This is a genomic window from Rhodanobacter thiooxydans LCS2 (assembly GCF_000264375.1).
GTDB classification, from domain to species: domain Bacteria; phylum Pseudomonadota; class Gammaproteobacteria; order Xanthomonadales; family Rhodanobacteraceae; genus Rhodanobacter; species Rhodanobacter thiooxydans.
The window spans coordinates 1-16,338 of record NZ_AJXW01000034.1; the positions used below are offsets into that span (position 1 = coordinate 1).

Annotated in this window: 11 protein-coding genes and 1 tRNA gene; all 12 read right to left on the bottom strand. The window is 64.2% G+C overall.

Going from position 1 to position 16,338, the window contains the following annotated elements:
• Positions 1-181 precede the first annotated feature (181 nt).
• Positions 182-2,311 carry an elongation factor G gene (gene fusA, locus UUA_RS07145; protein ID WP_008435495.1) on the bottom strand — a complete coding sequence of 710 codons (2,130 nt, stop codon included), beginning with the start codon at positions 2,309-2,311 and terminating at the stop codon, positions 182-184.
• Between the two features lie 182 nt (positions 2,312-2,493).
• Positions 2,494-2,961 (bottom strand): 30S ribosomal protein S7, encoded by a 468-nt coding sequence (gene rpsG, locus UUA_RS07150; protein WP_008435496.1) that lies wholly within the window; start codon positions 2,959-2,961, stop codon positions 2,494-2,496.
• A gap of 69 nt (positions 2,962-3,030) precedes the next feature.
• The gene (rpsL, locus tag UUA_RS07155) at positions 3,031-3,405 is read right to left on the bottom strand and encodes a 30S ribosomal protein S12 (RefSeq protein WP_007083021.1); all 375 of its coding nucleotides are present in this window, start codon (positions 3,403-3,405) and stop codon (positions 3,031-3,033) included.
• 177 nt (positions 3,406-3,582) lie between these two features.
• Positions 3,583-7,797 (bottom strand): DNA-directed RNA polymerase subunit beta', encoded by a 4,215-nt coding sequence (gene rpoC / locus UUA_RS07160; RefSeq protein ID WP_008435497.1) that lies wholly within the window; start codon positions 7,795-7,797, stop codon positions 3,583-3,585.
• A 134-nt stretch (positions 7,798-7,931) separates the two neighbouring features.
• A complete protein-coding gene (gene rpoB, locus UUA_RS07165) occupies positions 7,932-12,095 on the bottom strand; it encodes a DNA-directed RNA polymerase subunit beta (RefSeq protein ID WP_193385126.1) in 4,164 nt (1,387 codons plus the stop codon).
• A 261-nt stretch (positions 12,096-12,356) separates the two neighbouring features.
• On the bottom strand, positions 12,357-12,728 hold the full coding sequence (gene rplL / locus UUA_RS07170) for a 50S ribosomal protein L7/L12 (RefSeq protein WP_007514537.1): 372 nt from the start codon (positions 12,726-12,728) through the stop codon (positions 12,357-12,359).
• Positions 12,729-12,772: 44 nt separating this feature from the next.
• Positions 12,773-13,306 carry a 50S ribosomal protein L10 gene (gene rplJ, locus UUA_RS07175; RefSeq protein WP_007514535.1) on the bottom strand — a complete coding sequence of 178 codons (534 nt, stop codon included), beginning with the start codon at positions 13,304-13,306 and terminating at the stop codon, positions 12,773-12,775.
• Positions 13,307-13,656: 350 nt separating this feature from the next.
• Positions 13,657-14,361 (bottom strand): 50S ribosomal protein L1, encoded by a 705-nt coding sequence (rplA, locus tag UUA_RS07180; protein ID WP_007514534.1) that lies wholly within the window; start codon positions 14,359-14,361, stop codon positions 13,657-13,659.
• 3 nt (positions 14,362-14,364) lie between these two features.
• Positions 14,365-14,793, bottom strand: a complete 429-nt coding sequence (gene rplK, locus UUA_RS07185) for a 50S ribosomal protein L11 (RefSeq protein WP_007514532.1) — start codon at positions 14,791-14,793, stop codon at positions 14,365-14,367.
• 296 nt (positions 14,794-15,089) lie between these two features.
• Positions 15,090-15,650 carry a transcription termination/antitermination protein NusG gene (gene nusG, locus UUA_RS07190; RefSeq protein WP_008435503.1) on the bottom strand — a complete coding sequence of 187 codons (561 nt, stop codon included), beginning with the start codon at positions 15,648-15,650 and terminating at the stop codon, positions 15,090-15,092.
• A gap of 7 nt (positions 15,651-15,657) precedes the next feature.
• Positions 15,658-16,053 (bottom strand): preprotein translocase subunit SecE, encoded by a 396-nt coding sequence (secE, locus tag UUA_RS07195; RefSeq protein ID WP_007514528.1) that lies wholly within the window; start codon positions 16,051-16,053, stop codon positions 15,658-15,660.
• 81 nt (positions 16,054-16,134) lie between these two features.
• Positions 16,135-16,210 (bottom strand) — tRNA-Trp (locus UUA_RS07200).
• Positions 16,211-16,338 lie beyond the last annotated feature (128 nt).

Below are 16,338 nucleotides of genomic sequence, written 5' to 3' on the forward strand. Positions count from 1 at the left end.
GTGACCAATCGTGCCGACGTTCACGTGCGGCTTGGTGCGTTCGAATTTACCCTTTGCCATGACTCAGACCTCTGAGAGAACTTATTTGATGATGCGCCCCGAATGGCCGCTTCTTTTGAAAGTGCGGCCATGGATGGCCGCTTCCTGATCCTTGCCGTTGCGATCAGGAAGATCGAGCAAGTCACGCCTTCTTCATGACCTGCTCGGCGATGTTGTTCGGCGCCTCGGCGTAGTGGTCGAACTCCATCGTGAAAGTGGCACGTCCCTGGGTCAGCGAACGGATCGTGGTCGCGTAACCGAACATCTCGCCCAGCGGCACGAACGCGTCGATGGTCTTGCCCGACGGCGTATCTTCCTGGCCGCGCAGAATGCCGCGGCGACGGCTCATGTCGCCCATCACGTCACCCACGTAGTCTTCCGGCGTCACCACCTCGACCTTCATGATCGGTTCGAGCAGCACCGGCGAAGCCTTGTTGAAGCCCTGCTTGAACGCCATCGAGGCGGCCAGCTTGAACGCCATTTCGGACGAGTCGACGTCGTGGTAGGAGCCGAACACCAGCTTCACCTTGACGCCCACCACCGGGAAGCCCGCCAGCGGCCCGCTGGTGATGGTTTCGCGCAGACCCTTTTCGACCGAGGGGATGAATTCCTTCGGGATCACGCCGCCGGTGATGTCGTTGATGAACAGGAAGTCGTCCTTGATCATCGGAGCGAGCTTCTCGTCGGCGCGATCGGCGGCGCTGATCGGCGACATCTCGATCACCACGTGGCCGTACTGGCCCTTGCCGCCGGACTGCTTGGCATGCTTGTAGTCGGACTTCACGTCGCTGCTGCGGATCGTCTCGCGGTAGGCCACCTGCGGCTTGCCGACATTGGCCTCGACGTTGAACTCGCGCCTCATGCGATCGACCAGGATGTCCAGGTGCAGCTCACCCATGCCCGAGATGATCGTCTGGCCCGACTCCTCGTCCGTGCGCACGCGGAACGACGGATCCTCGGCGGCCAGACGGCCGAGCGCGACGCCCATCTTTTCCTGGTCGGACTTGGTCTTCGGCTCGACCGCCATCGAAATCACCGGCTCCGGGAAGGTCATGCGCTCCAGAGTGATGACGTGATCCTGCGCGCACAGCGTGTCGCCGGTCGTCACGTCCTTCAGGCCGACCGCGGCGGCGATGTCGCCCGCGCGGACTTCCTTCAGCTCCTGACGATCGTTCGCGTGCATCTGCAGGATGCGGCCGATGCGCTCCTTCTTCGACTTCACCGGGTTGTAGACGGCATCGCCGGCATTCAGCACGCCCGAGTAGACGCGGAAGAAGGTCAGCGAACCGACGAACGGATCGGTCATGATCTTGAACGCAAGCGCAGAGAACGGCACGGCGTCGTCCGCCTTGCGGGTTGCCTCGTGCTCGTTCTCGTCCATGCCAGCCACCGGCGGGCGGTCGACCGGCGACGGCAGCAGGTGCACCACCGCGTCCAGCATCGCCTGCACGCCCTTGTTCTTGAACGCGGTGCCGCAGTAGACCGGGATGATTTCGCTGGCCAGCGTGCGCTGGCGCAAGCCCGCGATGATCTCGTCCTCGCTGAGGGAGCCCCCCTCGAGGTACTTGTTCATCAGCTCCTCGGTGGCTTCGGCCGCAGACTCGACCATGAAGCTGTGCGCCTCGTCAGCCTTGTCCTTGAGGTTGGCCGGGATGTCCTGATAGTCGAACTTCATGCCCTGGGATGCCATGTCCCAGATGATCGACTTCATCTTGAGCAGGTCGACCACGCCCTCGAAGCCGTCCTCGGCGCCGATCGGCACCACCATTGGCACCGGGTGCGCACCCAGACGCGACTTCAGCTGACCCACGACCTTGTCGAAGTTGGCACCGGTGCGGTCCATCTTGTTGACGAACGCAAGGCGCGGCACCTTGTACTTGTTGGCCTGACGCCACACCGTTTCGGACTGCGGCTGCACGCCGCCGACCGCGCACAACACGAATACCGCGCCGTCGAGCACGCGCAGCGAACGCTCCACCTCGATGGTGAAGTCCACGTGTCCCGGGGTGTCGATGATGTTGAAGCGGTGCTGGTCCATCGAACCATCCATGCCCTTCCAGAACGCCGTGGTGGCGGCGGAAGTGATGGTGATACCGCGCTCCTGCTCCTGCTCCATCCAGTCCATCGTGGCTGCACCGTCGTGCACCTCGCCGATCTTGTGCGAGACGCCGGTGTAGAACAGGATGCGCTCCGTGGTCGTGGTCTTGCCCGCATCGATGTGGGCCATGATGCCGAAGTTGCGGTAGCGCTCGATAGGAGTGGTGCGTGCCATGGATGTATACCTTTGCCGGGCACCCTGCCCTGATTAGCGCGACCATCCGGGTCGCGTTCCGTTTGAGAGTCCGCCCGATATGGCGGGATGCCCTTGCCGCCATCTGGTGCGGCCCGGGCCGAGTTCCGCCAAGTGTGGCGGAATGCCCTTGGCCGTCAGGACGACGGCCAAGGCAACGCCGCTTACCAGCGGTAGTGCGAGAAGGCCTTGTTGGCCTCGGCCATGCGGTGCGTCTCTTCACGCTTCTTGACAGCGCCGCCGCGGCTCTCTGAAGCCTCCAGCAGCTCGGCAGCCAGCTTGCGCGGCATCGAGGTCTCGCCACGCTTGCGGGCAGCATCAATGACCCAACGTATCGCCAGCGCCATGCGGCGGCCCGGGCGTACCTCAACCGGCACCTGATAGGTGGCGCCACCGACACGACGGGATTTTACCTCGACCGCCGGAGCAATATTGTTCAGCGCCTTCTCGACCAGGGCCACCGGCTCGGCGTTCTTCTCGCCGATTTGCTGCAGCGCGCCGTAGACGATGCTTTCGGCGACCGACTTCTTTCCGCTCTTCATCACCATGTTGATGAAGCGGGCGATCAGCTGGCTGCCGTGCTTGGGATCGGGCAAAACCAGACGGGCGGGATGTGAACCTTTACGCGACATGTTTGTTGTCCGTTATTTTGGCGGACATTCCTGCCCGCTTGAAAAGCGGCCAGCAAAGGCCGCATGACATTATTTCTTCGGGCGCTTGGCGCCGTACTTCGAGCGCGACTGGCGGCGCTTGGTGACGCCGGCGCAGTCGAGGCTGCCGCGTACTGTGTGATAACGCACACCCGGCAGGTCCTTGACGCGACCGCCGCGGATCAGCACCACCGAGTGCTCCTGCAGGTTGTGGCCTTCGCCACCGATGTAGCTGATGACCTCGAAACCGTTGGTCAGGCGCACCTTGGCAACCTTGCGCAGGGCCGAGTTCGGCTTCTTCGGAGTGGTCGTGTAAACGCGCGTGCAGACGCCGCGACGCTGCGGGCTGCTCTGCAGGGCGGGCGACCCACTCTTGTAGGTCTTCGGGCTGCGGTTTTTGCGCACCAACTGGTTGACTGTCGTCATGCGAAGCTATTCCTGAAAACATAAAGGCAGCCCGAATAAGCTCGGTCTGCCAAGAAGCGGGAATTTAACATGAGCGGCCCACTCTAGGCAAGCCAATGCTCAGCCGTCCTGGACCCGAACACGAGGTGCGTCCCTGCACCTCATTTCGTATGTCAGCGAGCAGCACCCCGTACGGGTTTACTCGACACCGTTTGCACCACCGGCTGGAGCCTCCGCAAACGAGACTGCAGGCGTGGAACCGGAAAGGGTCTCCAGCTCCGTGGCGGTCAAACCGCCCTGGCGACGACGCGATGCGTGGTACGCCAAACCCGTGCCTGCCGGAATAAGACGGCCGACAATAACATTTTCCTTCAGGCCACGCAAGGTGTCACGGGTGCCACGAACCGCCGCCTCGGTCAGGACGCGGGTGGTCTCCTGGAACGAGGCCGCCGAGATGAACGATTCGGTCGCCAGCGACGCCTTGGTGATGCCCAGCAGCACCGACTGGTAATCCGCCGGATGCTCGCCCTTGGCGGTCGCCCGCTCGTTCTCGCCGTTGATCCGCACGCGCTCGACCTGCTCGCCGCGCAGGTAGTGGCTGTCGCCCGGCTCGACGATCTCGACCTTGCGCAGCATCTGGCGAATGATTGCCTCGATGTGCTTGTCATTGATCTTCACGCCCTGCAGGCGATACACGTCCTGGATTTCCTTGACCAGATACGTGGCCAGCGGCTCCACGCCCAGCAGGCGCAGGATGTCATGCGGGTTGGGCTCGCCGTCGACGACGGTCTCGCCCTTCTCCACATGTTCGCCCTCGAACACGATGACCTGACGCCACTTCGGAATCAGCTCCTCGTGCTCGTTGCCGTCGGCGTCCTTGATGATCAGACGCTGCTTGCCCTTGGTGTCCTTGCCGAAGCTGACGATGCCGGAGCGCTCGGCCAGGATCGCCGGTTCCTTCGGCTTGCGCGCCTCGAACAGGTCGGCCACGCGCGGCAGACCACCGGTGATGTCGCGGGTCTTGGAGGTTTCCTGCGGAATGCGCGCGATCACGTCGCCCACGCCCACCTCGGCGCCGTTCTGGATCGACACGATCGCACCAGCCGGCAGGAAGTACTGCGCGGCGATGTCCGTGCCCGGCAGCTTCAGCTCGCGGCCCTTGGCGTCTTCCAGGCGCACGATCGGGCGCAGATCCTTCGCCTGCGCGCCGCGCCGCTTCGGATCGGTGACCACCGCCGACTCCAGGCCGGTCAACTCGTCGGTCTGGCTCTGCACGGTGACGCCATCGAGGAAGTCGATGAAGCGCACCACGCCCGCCACCTCGGTGACGATCGGGTGGGTATGCGGATCCCAGTTCGCCACGGTCTGGCCGGGCTTGACCGGTGCGCCGTCCTTGACCGCGATAACGGCGCCGTACGGCACCTTGTAGCGCTCGCGCTCGCGCCCGCTGGCGTCGATCACGCTCAGTTCGCCCGAACGCGACACCGCCACCAGATTGCCCTGCTTGTGCTGCACCGACTTCAGGTTGTTGAACTTCAGCGAGCCGGTGGTCTTCACCGTCACGTTGTCCACCGCTGCCGCACGCGAAGCCGCGCCGCCGATGTGGAAGGTACGCATGGTCAGCTGGGTGCCCGGTTCGCCGATCGACTGCGCGGCGACCACGCCCACGGCCTCGCCCATGTTGACCAGGTGGCCACGGGCCAGGTCGCGGCCGTAGCACAGCTTGCACACGCCGTGGACGGCTTCGCAGGTGATCGGCGAACGCACCTTGACGATCTGCACGCCGGCCTTGTCGAGCTTCTCGACCAGGGCTTCGTTGAGCAGGGTGTCGCGGGTGACGATCGGGCGGTCGTCGTCGCCGGGGGCGTAGACGTCCTCGACCACCACGCGGCCGAGCACGCGGTCGCGCAACGGCTCGACCACGTCGCCGCCCTCGACGATCGGCTGCATGGTGACACCGTCCTCGGTACCGCAGTCGTCCATGGTGACGACCACGTCCTGAGCCACATCGACCAGGCGGCGGGTCAGGTAACCGGAGTTGGCGGTCTTCAGCGCGGTATCCGCCAAGCCCTTGCGGGCGCCGTGGGTCGAGTTGAAGTACTGCAGCACGTTCAGGCCTTCGCGGAAGTTGGCCTTGATCGGCGTCTCGATGATCGAGCCGTCCGGACGCGCCATCAGGCCGCGCATGCCGGCCAGCTGGCGGATCTGCGCCACCGAGCCGCGCGCGCCGGAGTCGGCCATGATGTACAGCGAGTTCATCGACTTCTGGCTGACCGTCTTGCCTTCGGCATCGACCACCTTCTCGGTGCCGATGCCGTCGATCATCGCCTTGGCCACCTGCTCGCTGGTGCGCGACCAGATGTCGACCACCTTGTTGTAGCGCTCGCCGGCGGTGACCAGGCCCGACTGGTACTGCTGCTGGATCTCGACGACTTCCTTCTCGGCCTCGTCGAGGATGGTCTTCTTCTCGCTCGGGATCAGCATGTCGTCGATGCCGATCGAGATGCCCGCGCGCGTGGCGAACCGGTAGCCGGTGTACATCAGCTTGTCGGCGAACACCACGGTTTCCTTCAGGCCCAGCCGGCGATAGCTCGAGTTGATCAGCCGCGAGATGTTCTTCTTGGTCAGCTCGGTGTTGGCCAGCTCGAACGGCAGGCCCTCCGGCAGGATCTCGGCCAGCAGCGCGCGACCGACCGTGGTCTCGACCAGCCGGGTCTCGCTGGTGCGCGTGCCGTCATCGGCAATGCTCACCTGCTTCAGGCGCACCTTGACCCGGGCATGCAGCTCGACCGCACGGTTGTCGTAGGCGCGGCGCGCCTCCGAAATGCCGGAGAACACCATGCCGGTGCCCTTGGCATTGATCAGCTCACGCGTCATGTAGTACAGGCCCAGCACCACGTCCTGGGTCGGCACGATGATCGGCTCGCCGTTGGCGGGCGACAGGATGTTGTTGGACGACATCATCAGCGTGCGCGCTTCCAGCTGCGCCTCGATCGACAGCGGCACGTGCACGGCCATCTGGTCGCCGTCGAAGTCCGCGTTGAACGCGGTGCAGACCAGCGGATGCAGCTGGATCGCCTTGCCTTCGATCAACTTCGGCTCGAACGCCTGGATGCCCAGGCGATGCAGCGTCGGCGCACGGTTCAGCAGCACCGGGTGTTCGCGGATCACCTCTTCGAGGATGTCCCACACCTGGGCCTCTTCGCGCTCGACCAGCTTCTTCGCCGCCTTGATGGTGGTGGCTTCGCCACGCGCCTGCAGCTTGGCGAAGATGAACGGCTTGAACAGCTCCAGCGCCATCTTCTTCGGCAGGCCGCACTGGTGCAGGCGCAGGGTCGGGCCGACCACGATCACCGAACGGCCGGAGTAGTCCACGCGCTTGCCGAGCAGGTTCTGGCGGAAGCGGCCCTGCTTGCCCTTGATCATGTCGGCGAGCGACTTCAGCGCGCGCTTGTTGGTGCCGGTGATGGCACGGCCGCGGCGACCGTTGTCGAGCAGCGCGTCGACCGACTCCTGCAGCATGCGCTTCTCGTTGCGCACGATGATGTCCGGCGCGTTGAGTTCGAGCAGCCGCTTCAGGCGGTTGTTGCGGTTGATGACGCGGCGGTACAGATCATTCAGGTCGGAGGTGGCGAAGCGACCGCCGTCCAGCGGCACCAGCGGACGCAGGTCCGGCGGCAGCACGGGCAGCACGGTCAGCACCATCCACTCCGGCTTGTTGCCGGACTCCAGGAACGCCTCGATCAGCTTGACGCGCTTGGTGAGGCGCTTCAGCTTGGTCTCGGAATTGGTGGAGGCGATCTCTTCCTTCAGGCGGATGACTTCGCCCGGCAGGTCGAGCGATTTCAGCAGGTGGAACACCGCCTCGGCGCCCATCCGCGCGTCGAACTCGTCGCCGTGCTCCTCGGTCGCTTCCAGGTACTGATCCTCGCTGAGCAGCTGGCCGCGCTCGAGCGCGGTCATGCCCGGATCGATCACCACGAAGGCTTCGAAGTACAGGATGCGCTCGATGTCGCGCAGGGTCATGTCCAGCATCAGGCCGATGCGCGAGGGCAGCGACTTCAGGAACCAGATGTGCGCGGTCGGGCTGGCCAGCTCGATGTGGCCCATGCGCTCGCGGCGCACCTTGGCCAGCGTTACCTCGGTACCGCACTTCTCGCACACCACGCCGCGGTGCTTCATGCGCTTGTACTTGCCACACAGGCACTCGTAGTCCTTCACCGGGCCGAAGATCGCAGCGCAGAACAGGCCGTCGCGTTCGGGCTTGAAGGTGCGGTAGTTGATCGTCTCCGGCTTCTTCACTTCGCCGTACGACCACGAGCGGATCAGCTCCGGCGAGGCGAGCGCGATCTTGATCGCGTCGAAATCCGGCGTCGTGCGCTGCTGGTTGAAGAGGTTGAGCAAGTCTTTCATTTGAGTCTCCGAAAGATCGGGAATAGGGAATGGAGAATCGGGAATGGGAAGAGCGGGGAATGGAGGGGCGGGGTCGCGGCGATGTTTCGTGCCTTGGCGACTCCCTGTTCCCTATTCCCTACTCCCTTGCCAAATCACTTGACCTCTTCCAGATCGATGTCGATGGCGAGCGAGCGGATTTCCTTCACCAGCACGTTGAAGGACTCCGGCATGCCCGCGGACATTTCGTGGTTGCCGTCGACAATGTTCTTGTACATCTGGTTGCGGCCCTGCACGTCGTCGGACTTCACCGTCAGCATTTCCTGCAGGGTGTAGGCCGCGCCATAGGCTTCCAGCGCCCACACTTCCATCTCGCCGAAGCGCTGGCCGCCGAACTGCGCCTTGCCGCCCAGCGGCTGCTGGGTGACCAGCGAGTACGGGCCGGTGGAACGCGCGTGCATCTTGTCGTCGACCAGGTGGTTGAGCTTCAGGTAATGCATGTAGCCGACAGTGACCGGGCGATCGAACGACTCGCCAGTGCGGCCGTCGAACAGCATGGTCTGACCGGATTCCGGCAGATCAGCCAGCTTCAGCATCGCCTTGATCTCGGTCTCTTCCGCACCGTCGAACACCGGCGTCGCCATCGGCACGCCTTCCTGCAGGTTGGTAGCGAGCGCGAAGATCTCCTTGTCGGTGAGCGACTTCAGATCGACGTGCTGCACGGCACCGGCGACGTGGGTGTTGTAGATCTGGTCGAGGAACTTGCGGATCTCGGCCACCTTCTCCTGCGCCTCGATCATCTTCTGGATCTTCTTGCCCAGGCCCTTGGCGGCCCAGCCCAGATGCACCTCGAGAATCTGCCCGATGTTCATGCGCGACGGCACACCCAGCGGGTTCAGGCAGATATCCACCGCCTCGCCGTTGGCCATGTACGGCATGTCCTCCACCGGCACCACGTTGGACACCACGCCCTTGTTGCCGTGGCGGCCGGCCATCTTGTCGCCCGGCTGGATGCGGCGCTTCACGGCCAGGAATACCTTGACCATCTTCAGCACGCCCGGCGCGAGGTCGTCGCCCTGGGTGATCTTGCCCTGCTTCTCCTTGAAGCGCTTGTCGAACTCTTCCTTGTGACGCTTGATCTGCTCGGCGGCACGCTCGAGGAACTCGGTGACGTCCTCATCCTTGACGTTGACCTTGAACCAGTCGTCCTTCTTCAGGCCGTCGAGGTAGGCGTCGGTGATCTCGGCTCCGCGCTTCAGGCCGCCCGGGCCGCTCATCGCGGACTTGCCGACCAGTTGGGTACGCATGCGGCTGTAGATCGCGCCTTCGAGGATGCGGAACTGGTCGTCCAGATCCTTGCGCACCCGCTTGACCTCGGTTTCCTCGATCTGCTTGGCGCGCTTGTCCTTCTCGATGCCGTCGCGGGTAAACACCTGCACGTCGATGACGGTGCCGTCCATGCCCGGGGGCACACGCAAGGACGAGTCCTTCACGTCGGACGCCTTCTCGCCGAAGATCGCGCGCAGCAGCTTCTCTTCCGGCGTCAGCTGGCTCTCGCCCTTGGGCGTGACCTTGCCGACCATGATGTCGCCGGCCTTCACCTCGGCACCGATGTACACGATGCCGGACTCGTCGAGGCGCGCCAGCGCCTGCTCACCCACGTTCGGGATGTCGGCGGTGATTTCCTCAGCGCCCAGCTTGGTGTCGCGCGCGATGCAGGACAGCTCCTCGATGTGGATCGAGGTGTAGCGGTCTTCCTGCACGACGCGCTCGGAGAGCAGGATCGAGTCTTCGAAGTTGTAGCCGTTCCACGGCATGAAGGCGATCAACATATTCTGGCCGAGCGCGAGCTCGCCCAGATCGGTCGACGAGCCGTCGGCCAGCGTGTCGCCCTTCGCCACCACGTCACCGACGTTCACCAGCGGGCGCTGGTTGAGGTTGGTATTCTGGTTGGAGCGGGTGTACTTGGTCAGCGTGTAGATATCGACGCCGGCGTCGTTGCCGCCGACCTCCTCCTCGTTCACGCGCACCACGATGCGCGCCGCGTCGACCTGGTCGATCACGCCGCCGCGCTTGGCGGAGACGATGACACCGGAGTCGCGCGCCACCGCGCGCTCGATGCCGGTACCGACCAGCGGGGTCTGCGAACGCAGCGTCGGCACGGCCTGGCGCTGCATGTTCGCGCCCATCAGCGCGCGGTTCGCATCGTCATGCTCCAGGAACGGCACCAGCGCCGCGGCGACCGACACTGTCTGCATCGGCGAGACGTCCATGTAGTCGACCTCGGCAGCCGGGCGCAGCTCGGACTCGCCGCGGAAACGGCAGGACACGAAGTCCTCGATGAAGACGCCGTGCTTGTCCAGCGGCGAGTTCGCCTGCGCGATCACGTGGTCGCCTTCCTCGATCGCCGACAGGTAGTCGACCTTGTCGGTGACCTTGCTGTTGGCGACCTTGCGGTACGGCGTCTCGAGGAAGCCATAGGCATTGGTGCGGGCGTACACGGCCAGCGAGTTGATCAGGCCGATATTCGGGCCTTCCGGCGTCTCGATGGTGCACACGCGGCCGTAGTGGGTCGGGTGCACGTCGCGCACTTCGAAGCCGGCGCGTTCGCGGGTCAGGCCGCCCGGCCCCAGCGCGGAGACGCGGCGCTTGTGCGTCACTTCCGACAGCGGGTTGTTCTGGTCCATGAACTGGGACAGCTGCGAGGAGCCGAAGAACTCCTTCACTGCGGCCGCGACCGGCTTCGCGTTGATCAGATCCTGCGGGGTCAGGCCATCGGCCTCGGCCAGCGACAGGCGTTCGCGCACCGCGCGCTCGACGCGCACCAGGCCGATGCGGAAGGTGTTCTCGGCCATCTCGCCGACCGAACGCACGCGACGGTTGCCCAGGTGGTCGATGTCGTCCACGGTGCCGTGGCCGTTCTTGATGTCGATCAGCACCTTCAGCACGTCGAGGATGTCGGACGATTCGCCCTGCTCCTTGACCAGCCGCTGCGACTCTTCTTCCTTGCGCTCGCTGAAGTACTTGTGGTCATACAGCACGCCCGGGCCGAGGATTTCCTTGCGGCCCACGCGGCGGTTGAACTTCATCCGGCCGACCGCCGACAGGTCGTAACGGTCGAAGGTGAAGAACAGGTTGAAGAACAGGTTCTGCGCAGCGTCCTTCGTCGGCGGCTCGCCCGGGCGCATCATGCGGTAAATCTCCACCAGCGCCTCCAGCGGCGTCTTGGTGTTGTCGATACGCAGGGTGTGTGAGATGTAGGCGCCGCGGTCGAGATCGTTGACGTACAGCGTTGGCACGACTTCGATGCCGGCCTTGCGGAAGTTCTCCAGCTGCTCGGCGGTGATCTCGTCGTTGGCCGAGGCCAGCAGTTCGCCGGTCTTGGCGTCGACGATGTCGGTGGCCACGATGCGGCCGACTGGGTAGTCGTCCGGCACTTCCAGCGCCGTGATGTTCTCGGCCGCCAGCTGGCGCACATGGCGCGCGGTGATGCGCTTGCCAGCTTCCACCAGCACCTTGCCGCCGATCGCCAGGTCGAAGGAGAGCGTCTCGCCGCGCAGGCGCTCGGCGACCAGCTCCAGCGTGGTGCCGCCCTTCTTGCCCAGATGAAACACGTTGTGCTCGAAGAAGATGCCCAGCATCTCCTCGTTGTTGTAGCCGAGCGCGCGCAGCAGCACCGTCACCGGCAGCTTGCGGCGGCGGTCGATGCGGGTGAACAGCGCGTCCTTCGGGTCGAACTCGAAGTCCAGCCAGGAGCCGCGGTAGGGGATCACGCGGGCCGAGAACAACAGCTTGCCCGAGCTGTGCGTCTTGCCGCGGTCGTGGTCGAAGAACACACCCGGCGAACGATGCAGCTGCGAGACGATCACGCGCTCGGTGCCGTTGATGATGAAGGTGCCGGTGTCGGTCATGAGCGGGATCTCGCCCATGTAGACCTCCTGCTCCTTGATGTACTTCACCACCTTCTTCGAGGCCGGACTGTCCTTGTCGTAGATGACCAGGCGCACGGTGGTACGCAGCGGCGCACCGTAGGTCATGCCGCGGTTGCGGCACTCGCGCTCGTCGAACGCCGGCTCGCCCAGGCGGTAGTCGACGTACTCGAGTGCGGCATTGCCCGAATAGCTGGAGATCGGGAACACCGACTTCAACGCGGCATGCAAACCCTTGTCGGCGCGCTGTTTCGGCGCGACGTGTTCCTGCAGGAACTCCCGGTAGGAATCAGTCTGGATGGTCAGCAGGTTCGGCACGCCCAGCACGGGCGGACGCTTGCCAAAGTCCTTGCGGATGCGTTTCTTCTCGGTAAACGAGTAGGCCATGATCGGTAGCGCCTCGGTTCGCAGTGGCGCCGGTGGTGCACACACCGGCTGAATGGGAAAGACTTGCTTCGCCGGATGGCAAGGCCATCCGGCCAGGGATTCGGGAATCGAGAATCGGGATTCGTCCGGAGCCTGCGGCAGCGCCGCCCTTCGCGAATCCCGATTCTCCATTCCCCATTCCCGTTCAAACGGGCAAAGCCCGGGGGCTCGCGCCCCCAGGCTTGCTTGACGCTAGATCAAACTGACGGCGCGCAAGGGCGCCGATTACTTCAGTTCGACCGTGGCGCCGGCGGCTTCGAGGTCCTTCTTGAACTTCTCGGCATCTTCCTTCGACACGGCTTCCTTCAGGACGCCGCCAGCCTCGGTGAGGTCCTTGGCTTCCTTCAGGCCCAGGCCGGTGATCGCGCGGACAGCCTTGATCACGTCGACCTTCTTGGCGCCGGCGGTCTTCAGGATGACGTCGAACTCGGTCTGCGCTTCGGCGGCCGGGCCGGCAGCGGCCGGGCCTGCGGCAACCATCACCGGGGCGGCGGCGGTCACGCCGAACTTCTCTTCGATGGCCTTCACCAGGTCCATCACTTCCATCAGCGACTTGGCGGCGACGGCTTCAACGATCTGTTCGTTGGTCAGGGACATTGCATTTACCTCTGGAAATGGATTCGATTTGATAGACGATGAACTTAGGCGGGTTCGGCTTCAGCCGGGGCCTCGGCGGCGACTTCGCCACCACCCTGCTTGTCGGCCACGGCCTTGACGACGCGGGCGAACATCGTGGCCGGTTCGGCCAGTACGCGGGCCAGCATGGCCAGCGCCTGTTCGCGGGTCGGCAGCGAGGCCAGCACGTCGACGTGCGCGGCCGGCAGCAGCTTGCCTTCCACCGAGACGAGCTTCGCCTTCAGCTTGTCGTTGTCCTTGGCAAATTCCTTGATCAGACGCCCGGCTGCACCGGGCTCTTCCGTCGAGAATGCGTACAGCAGCGGACCGACCAGGGCGTCCTTGACGACCTCGAACTCGGTACCGGCCACGGCGCGCGACGCCAGCGTGTTCTTGACAACCCGCAAGTACACGCCGGATTCGCGGGCCTTCTTGCGCATCGCGGTCATCTGAGCGACCGTGGTGCCCGCATACTCGGCAGCGACCAGGGAGTGAGCCTTCGCGGCAACTTCTGCCAGTTCGGCGACTACTTCTTGCTTCTGAGACAGATTGAGAGCCATTGCACTCCTCCAAATGAACTCCGCTCACGGCTCCTGCCGCTTGCGGTCCTGGGCGACGCCCTCCGTGACGTCGGGGGCACTGCGGTGCCCCGGGTGTTGGCCTTTCCAGAACAAATCGAACGATTCCAGAAGGGGCAGCACCATCTGCGCAGGCCGAATTCGCGAAAAACCCGATTAAGCAATCCCGTTGGCGACGCGGCGATTCCCTGCCAAAACCGAGCTCCCTGCCCGTCGTCGTCGCGCGTTGATCGCGCCTGCGGTCTTTGACAGCGGTCCCGGCATCCAACAGACACCGGGACTGCCCTCAAAAACTGCCCGCACTGGCACCTGGCCGGTGCGGGACTTGATTCTTACTTCGCGGCGATGGTCAGCGACGAGGTATCGACGGCAACGCCGACGCCCATCGTGCTGGACAACGCCACTTTCTGCAGGAACTGACCCTTCGCCGTGGCCGGCTTGGCCTTCAGCAGGTCGGCGATCAACGCATTCAGGTTGTCTGCGAGCTGGCTGGCTTCGAAGTTCGCCTTGCCGATGGTGGCGTGGATGATGCCCGCCTTGTCGTTGCGGAACTTCACCTGGCCGGCCTTGGCGTTCTTCACCGCCGTGGCGACGTCGGCGGTGACCGAGCCGTCCTTCGGGTTCGGCATCAGGCCGCGCGGGCCGAGCAGCTGGCCCAGCTTGCCGACCACACGCATGGCGTCCGGCGTAGCGATCACGCGACCGAAGTCGAGATCACCGCCCTGCATGCGCTCGGCCAGGTCGTCCATGCCGACAGCATCGGCACCGGCGGCCTTGGCGGCCTCGGCCTTCTCGCCCGGCGGGCAGAACACCGCGACTTTGACGGTCTTGCCGGTGCCATGCGGCAGCAGCGAGGAACCACGCACGCCCTGGTCCGATTTCTTCGCGTCGATGCCCAGACGCACGGCCACGTCCACCGACTCGGCAAACTTCGCCTTGGCGTTGTCCTTGACGATCTTCAGGGCTTCTTCCAGGCCGTAGAACTTGCCCGGCTGCACCGCGGCCTGCGCGGCCTTCATGCGCTTCGTGATCTTCATGTCTTAACCCTCCACCGTCAGGCCCATGCTGCGGGCGCTACCGGCAATGGTGCGCACCGCGGCGTCAAGGTCGGCAGCCGTCAGATCCGGCTCCTTCTGCTTGGCAATGTCTTCCAGCTGCTTGCGGGTGACCTTGCCGACCTTGTCGGTGTTCGGCTTTTGCGAACCCTTGGCGACACCGGTGGCCTTCTTCAGAAGGATGGTGGCGGGCGGAGTCTTGGTGATGAAGGTGAAGCTGCGGTCGGAGTACGCCGTGATGATGGTCGGGATCGGCAGACCCGGCTCCAGCTTCTGCGTGGCAGCATTGAACGCCTTGCAGAACTCCATGATGTTCAGGCCGCGCTGACCGAGGGCGGGGCCCACCGGCGGCGACGGGTTGGCCTGACCGGCCTTGACCTGCAGCTTGATGTAACCGACGACTTTCTTTGCCATTGGATGTTCCTCGCGAGTCCAGGCGCCTTGCGGCTCCTCGCTGTTCACCGTTCCATGGATGGAGGGAAGACCCGCCTCATGCGGATCCGAAACGCGTACACGCCGGGCCAAAAAGACCCCGCGTGAACCGCGCAGTATAGAGATTTACCGGATCATCAGCAAGCCCCGTGCCAGCAATGACCTCGGGCTGAAATCCAAGGACAGGGGGCCTCGGCCGGGCGAAGCGCCATTTCCCCGCCGGTGAGAAGAGGGGAAGGTATCGAGCGGATTAGCCTCGAACAGGCTCCTTCGCGAACTCAGGCCTTTTCGACCTGACCGAACTCCAATTCCACGGGGGTCGAACGACCGAAGATCAGCACCGCCACACGCAGGCGGCTCTTCTCGTAGTTGACTTCCTCGACCACACCGTTGAAATCGTTGAACGGACCCTCGGTGACGCGCACCATCTCGCCCGGCTCGAACAGCACCTTGGGGCGAGGCTTCTCGACGCCCTCGCGCACGCGGCTCAGGATGGCCTCGGCCTCACTGTCCTTGATCGGCAGCGGGCGATCGGCGGTGCCGCCGATGAACCCCATCACCTTCGGGGTTTCCTTGATCAGGTGCCAGCACTCGTCGTCGATCCGGGGCGACTTGCCCTCGGTGTTCGTCTCGATCTGCACCAGTACGTAGCCCGGGAAGAACTTGCGATCGCTGCGCCGCTTCTGGCCGCCGCGCATCTCGATCACTTCCTCGGTCGGCACCAGCACCTCGCCGAACTTCTCTTCCATCGCGGCGCGCTTGATGCGCTCCTCGAGGGAACGCTTCACCTGGTTCTCGAAACCCGAATAGGCGTGCACCACGTACCAGCGCTTGCTCATGCTCACCTCAACCACCCAGCTTCAGCAGCCAGTCGAGAATGACCGACTTCAGGATCAGGTCGATAAGACCCAGCAGCAACGACAACACGATCACCACCAGGATGATGATGCCGGTCGTCTTGATCGTCTCGTCGCGGGTCGGCCAGACCACCTTGCGCATCTCGAACTGCGACTCGGCGATGAAGTTCCGTACCCGTCGGCCCAGCGCGGTGAACGCGGCAATCGCCGACGCCACCACGAATGCGGCCAGCACGCCCAGCAGGCGTATCGACGATGAAATGCTGCCGTCCCGGCCGAACCAGGAATAGGCAAAGATACCGGCAGCCAGCACCAGGCCCGCCAGTACCAGCTTGCCGATGTCGGCGGCGTTCGTGCCCTTGGGCTGTTCTGCCTTGGTATTCATGCACTAGCGACTCGGTGTCAGCAGCATGCCGTGCCTTGCGGCCGACCCTGCCATCGTCACCCGTCTTGGTCCTCGGGGAAGTGGCACGCCAGGAGGGACTCGAACCCCCAACCTGCGGTTTTGGAGACCGCTGCTCTGCCAATTGAGCTACTGGCGTAAAAATGGAGATAGGGAATAGGGAAGCGGGAATAGAAGAGCCGGAAAGTGCGGGTCGCGAGCCTTTCCGATTCCCTATTCCCTCGTCCCTATTCCCTGCATTCTACCTACTTGATGACCTTGGCCACC

Excerpts from the sequence above, each read along its gene's own strand:
- fusA (WP_008435495.1), bottom strand. The coding sequence starts at position 2,311 with ATGGCACGCACCACTCCTATCGAGCGCTACCGCAACTTCGGCATCATG.
- rpsG (WP_008435496.1), bottom strand. The coding sequence starts at position 2,961 with ATGTCGCGTAAAGGTTCACATCCCGCCCGTCTGGTTTTGCCCGATCCC.
- rpsL (WP_007083021.1), bottom strand. The coding sequence starts at position 3,405 with ATGACGACAGTCAACCAGTTGGTGCGCAAAAACCGCAGCCCGAAGACC.
- rpoC (WP_008435497.1), bottom strand. The coding sequence starts at position 7,797 with ATGAAAGACTTGCTCAACCTCTTCAACCAGCAGCGCACGACGCCGGAT.
- rplL (WP_007514537.1), bottom strand. The coding sequence starts at position 12,728 with ATGTCCCTGACCAACGAACAGATCGTTGAAGCCGTCGCCGCCAAGTCG.
- rplJ (WP_007514535.1), bottom strand. The coding sequence starts at position 13,306 with ATGGCTCTCAATCTGTCTCAGAAGCAAGAAGTAGTCGCCGAACTGGCA.
- rplA (WP_007514534.1), bottom strand. The coding sequence starts at position 14,361 with ATGAAGATCACGAAGCGCATGAAGGCCGCGCAGGCCGCGGTGCAGCCG.
- rplK (WP_007514532.1), bottom strand. The coding sequence starts at position 14,793 with ATGGCAAAGAAAGTCGTCGGTTACATCAAGCTGCAGGTCAAGGCCGGT.
- nusG (WP_008435503.1), bottom strand. The coding sequence starts at position 15,650 with ATGAGCAAGCGCTGGTACGTGGTGCACGCCTATTCGGGTTTCGAGAAC.
- secE (WP_007514528.1), bottom strand. The coding sequence starts at position 16,053 with ATGAATACCAAGGCAGAACAGCCCAAGGGCACGAACGCCGCCGACATC.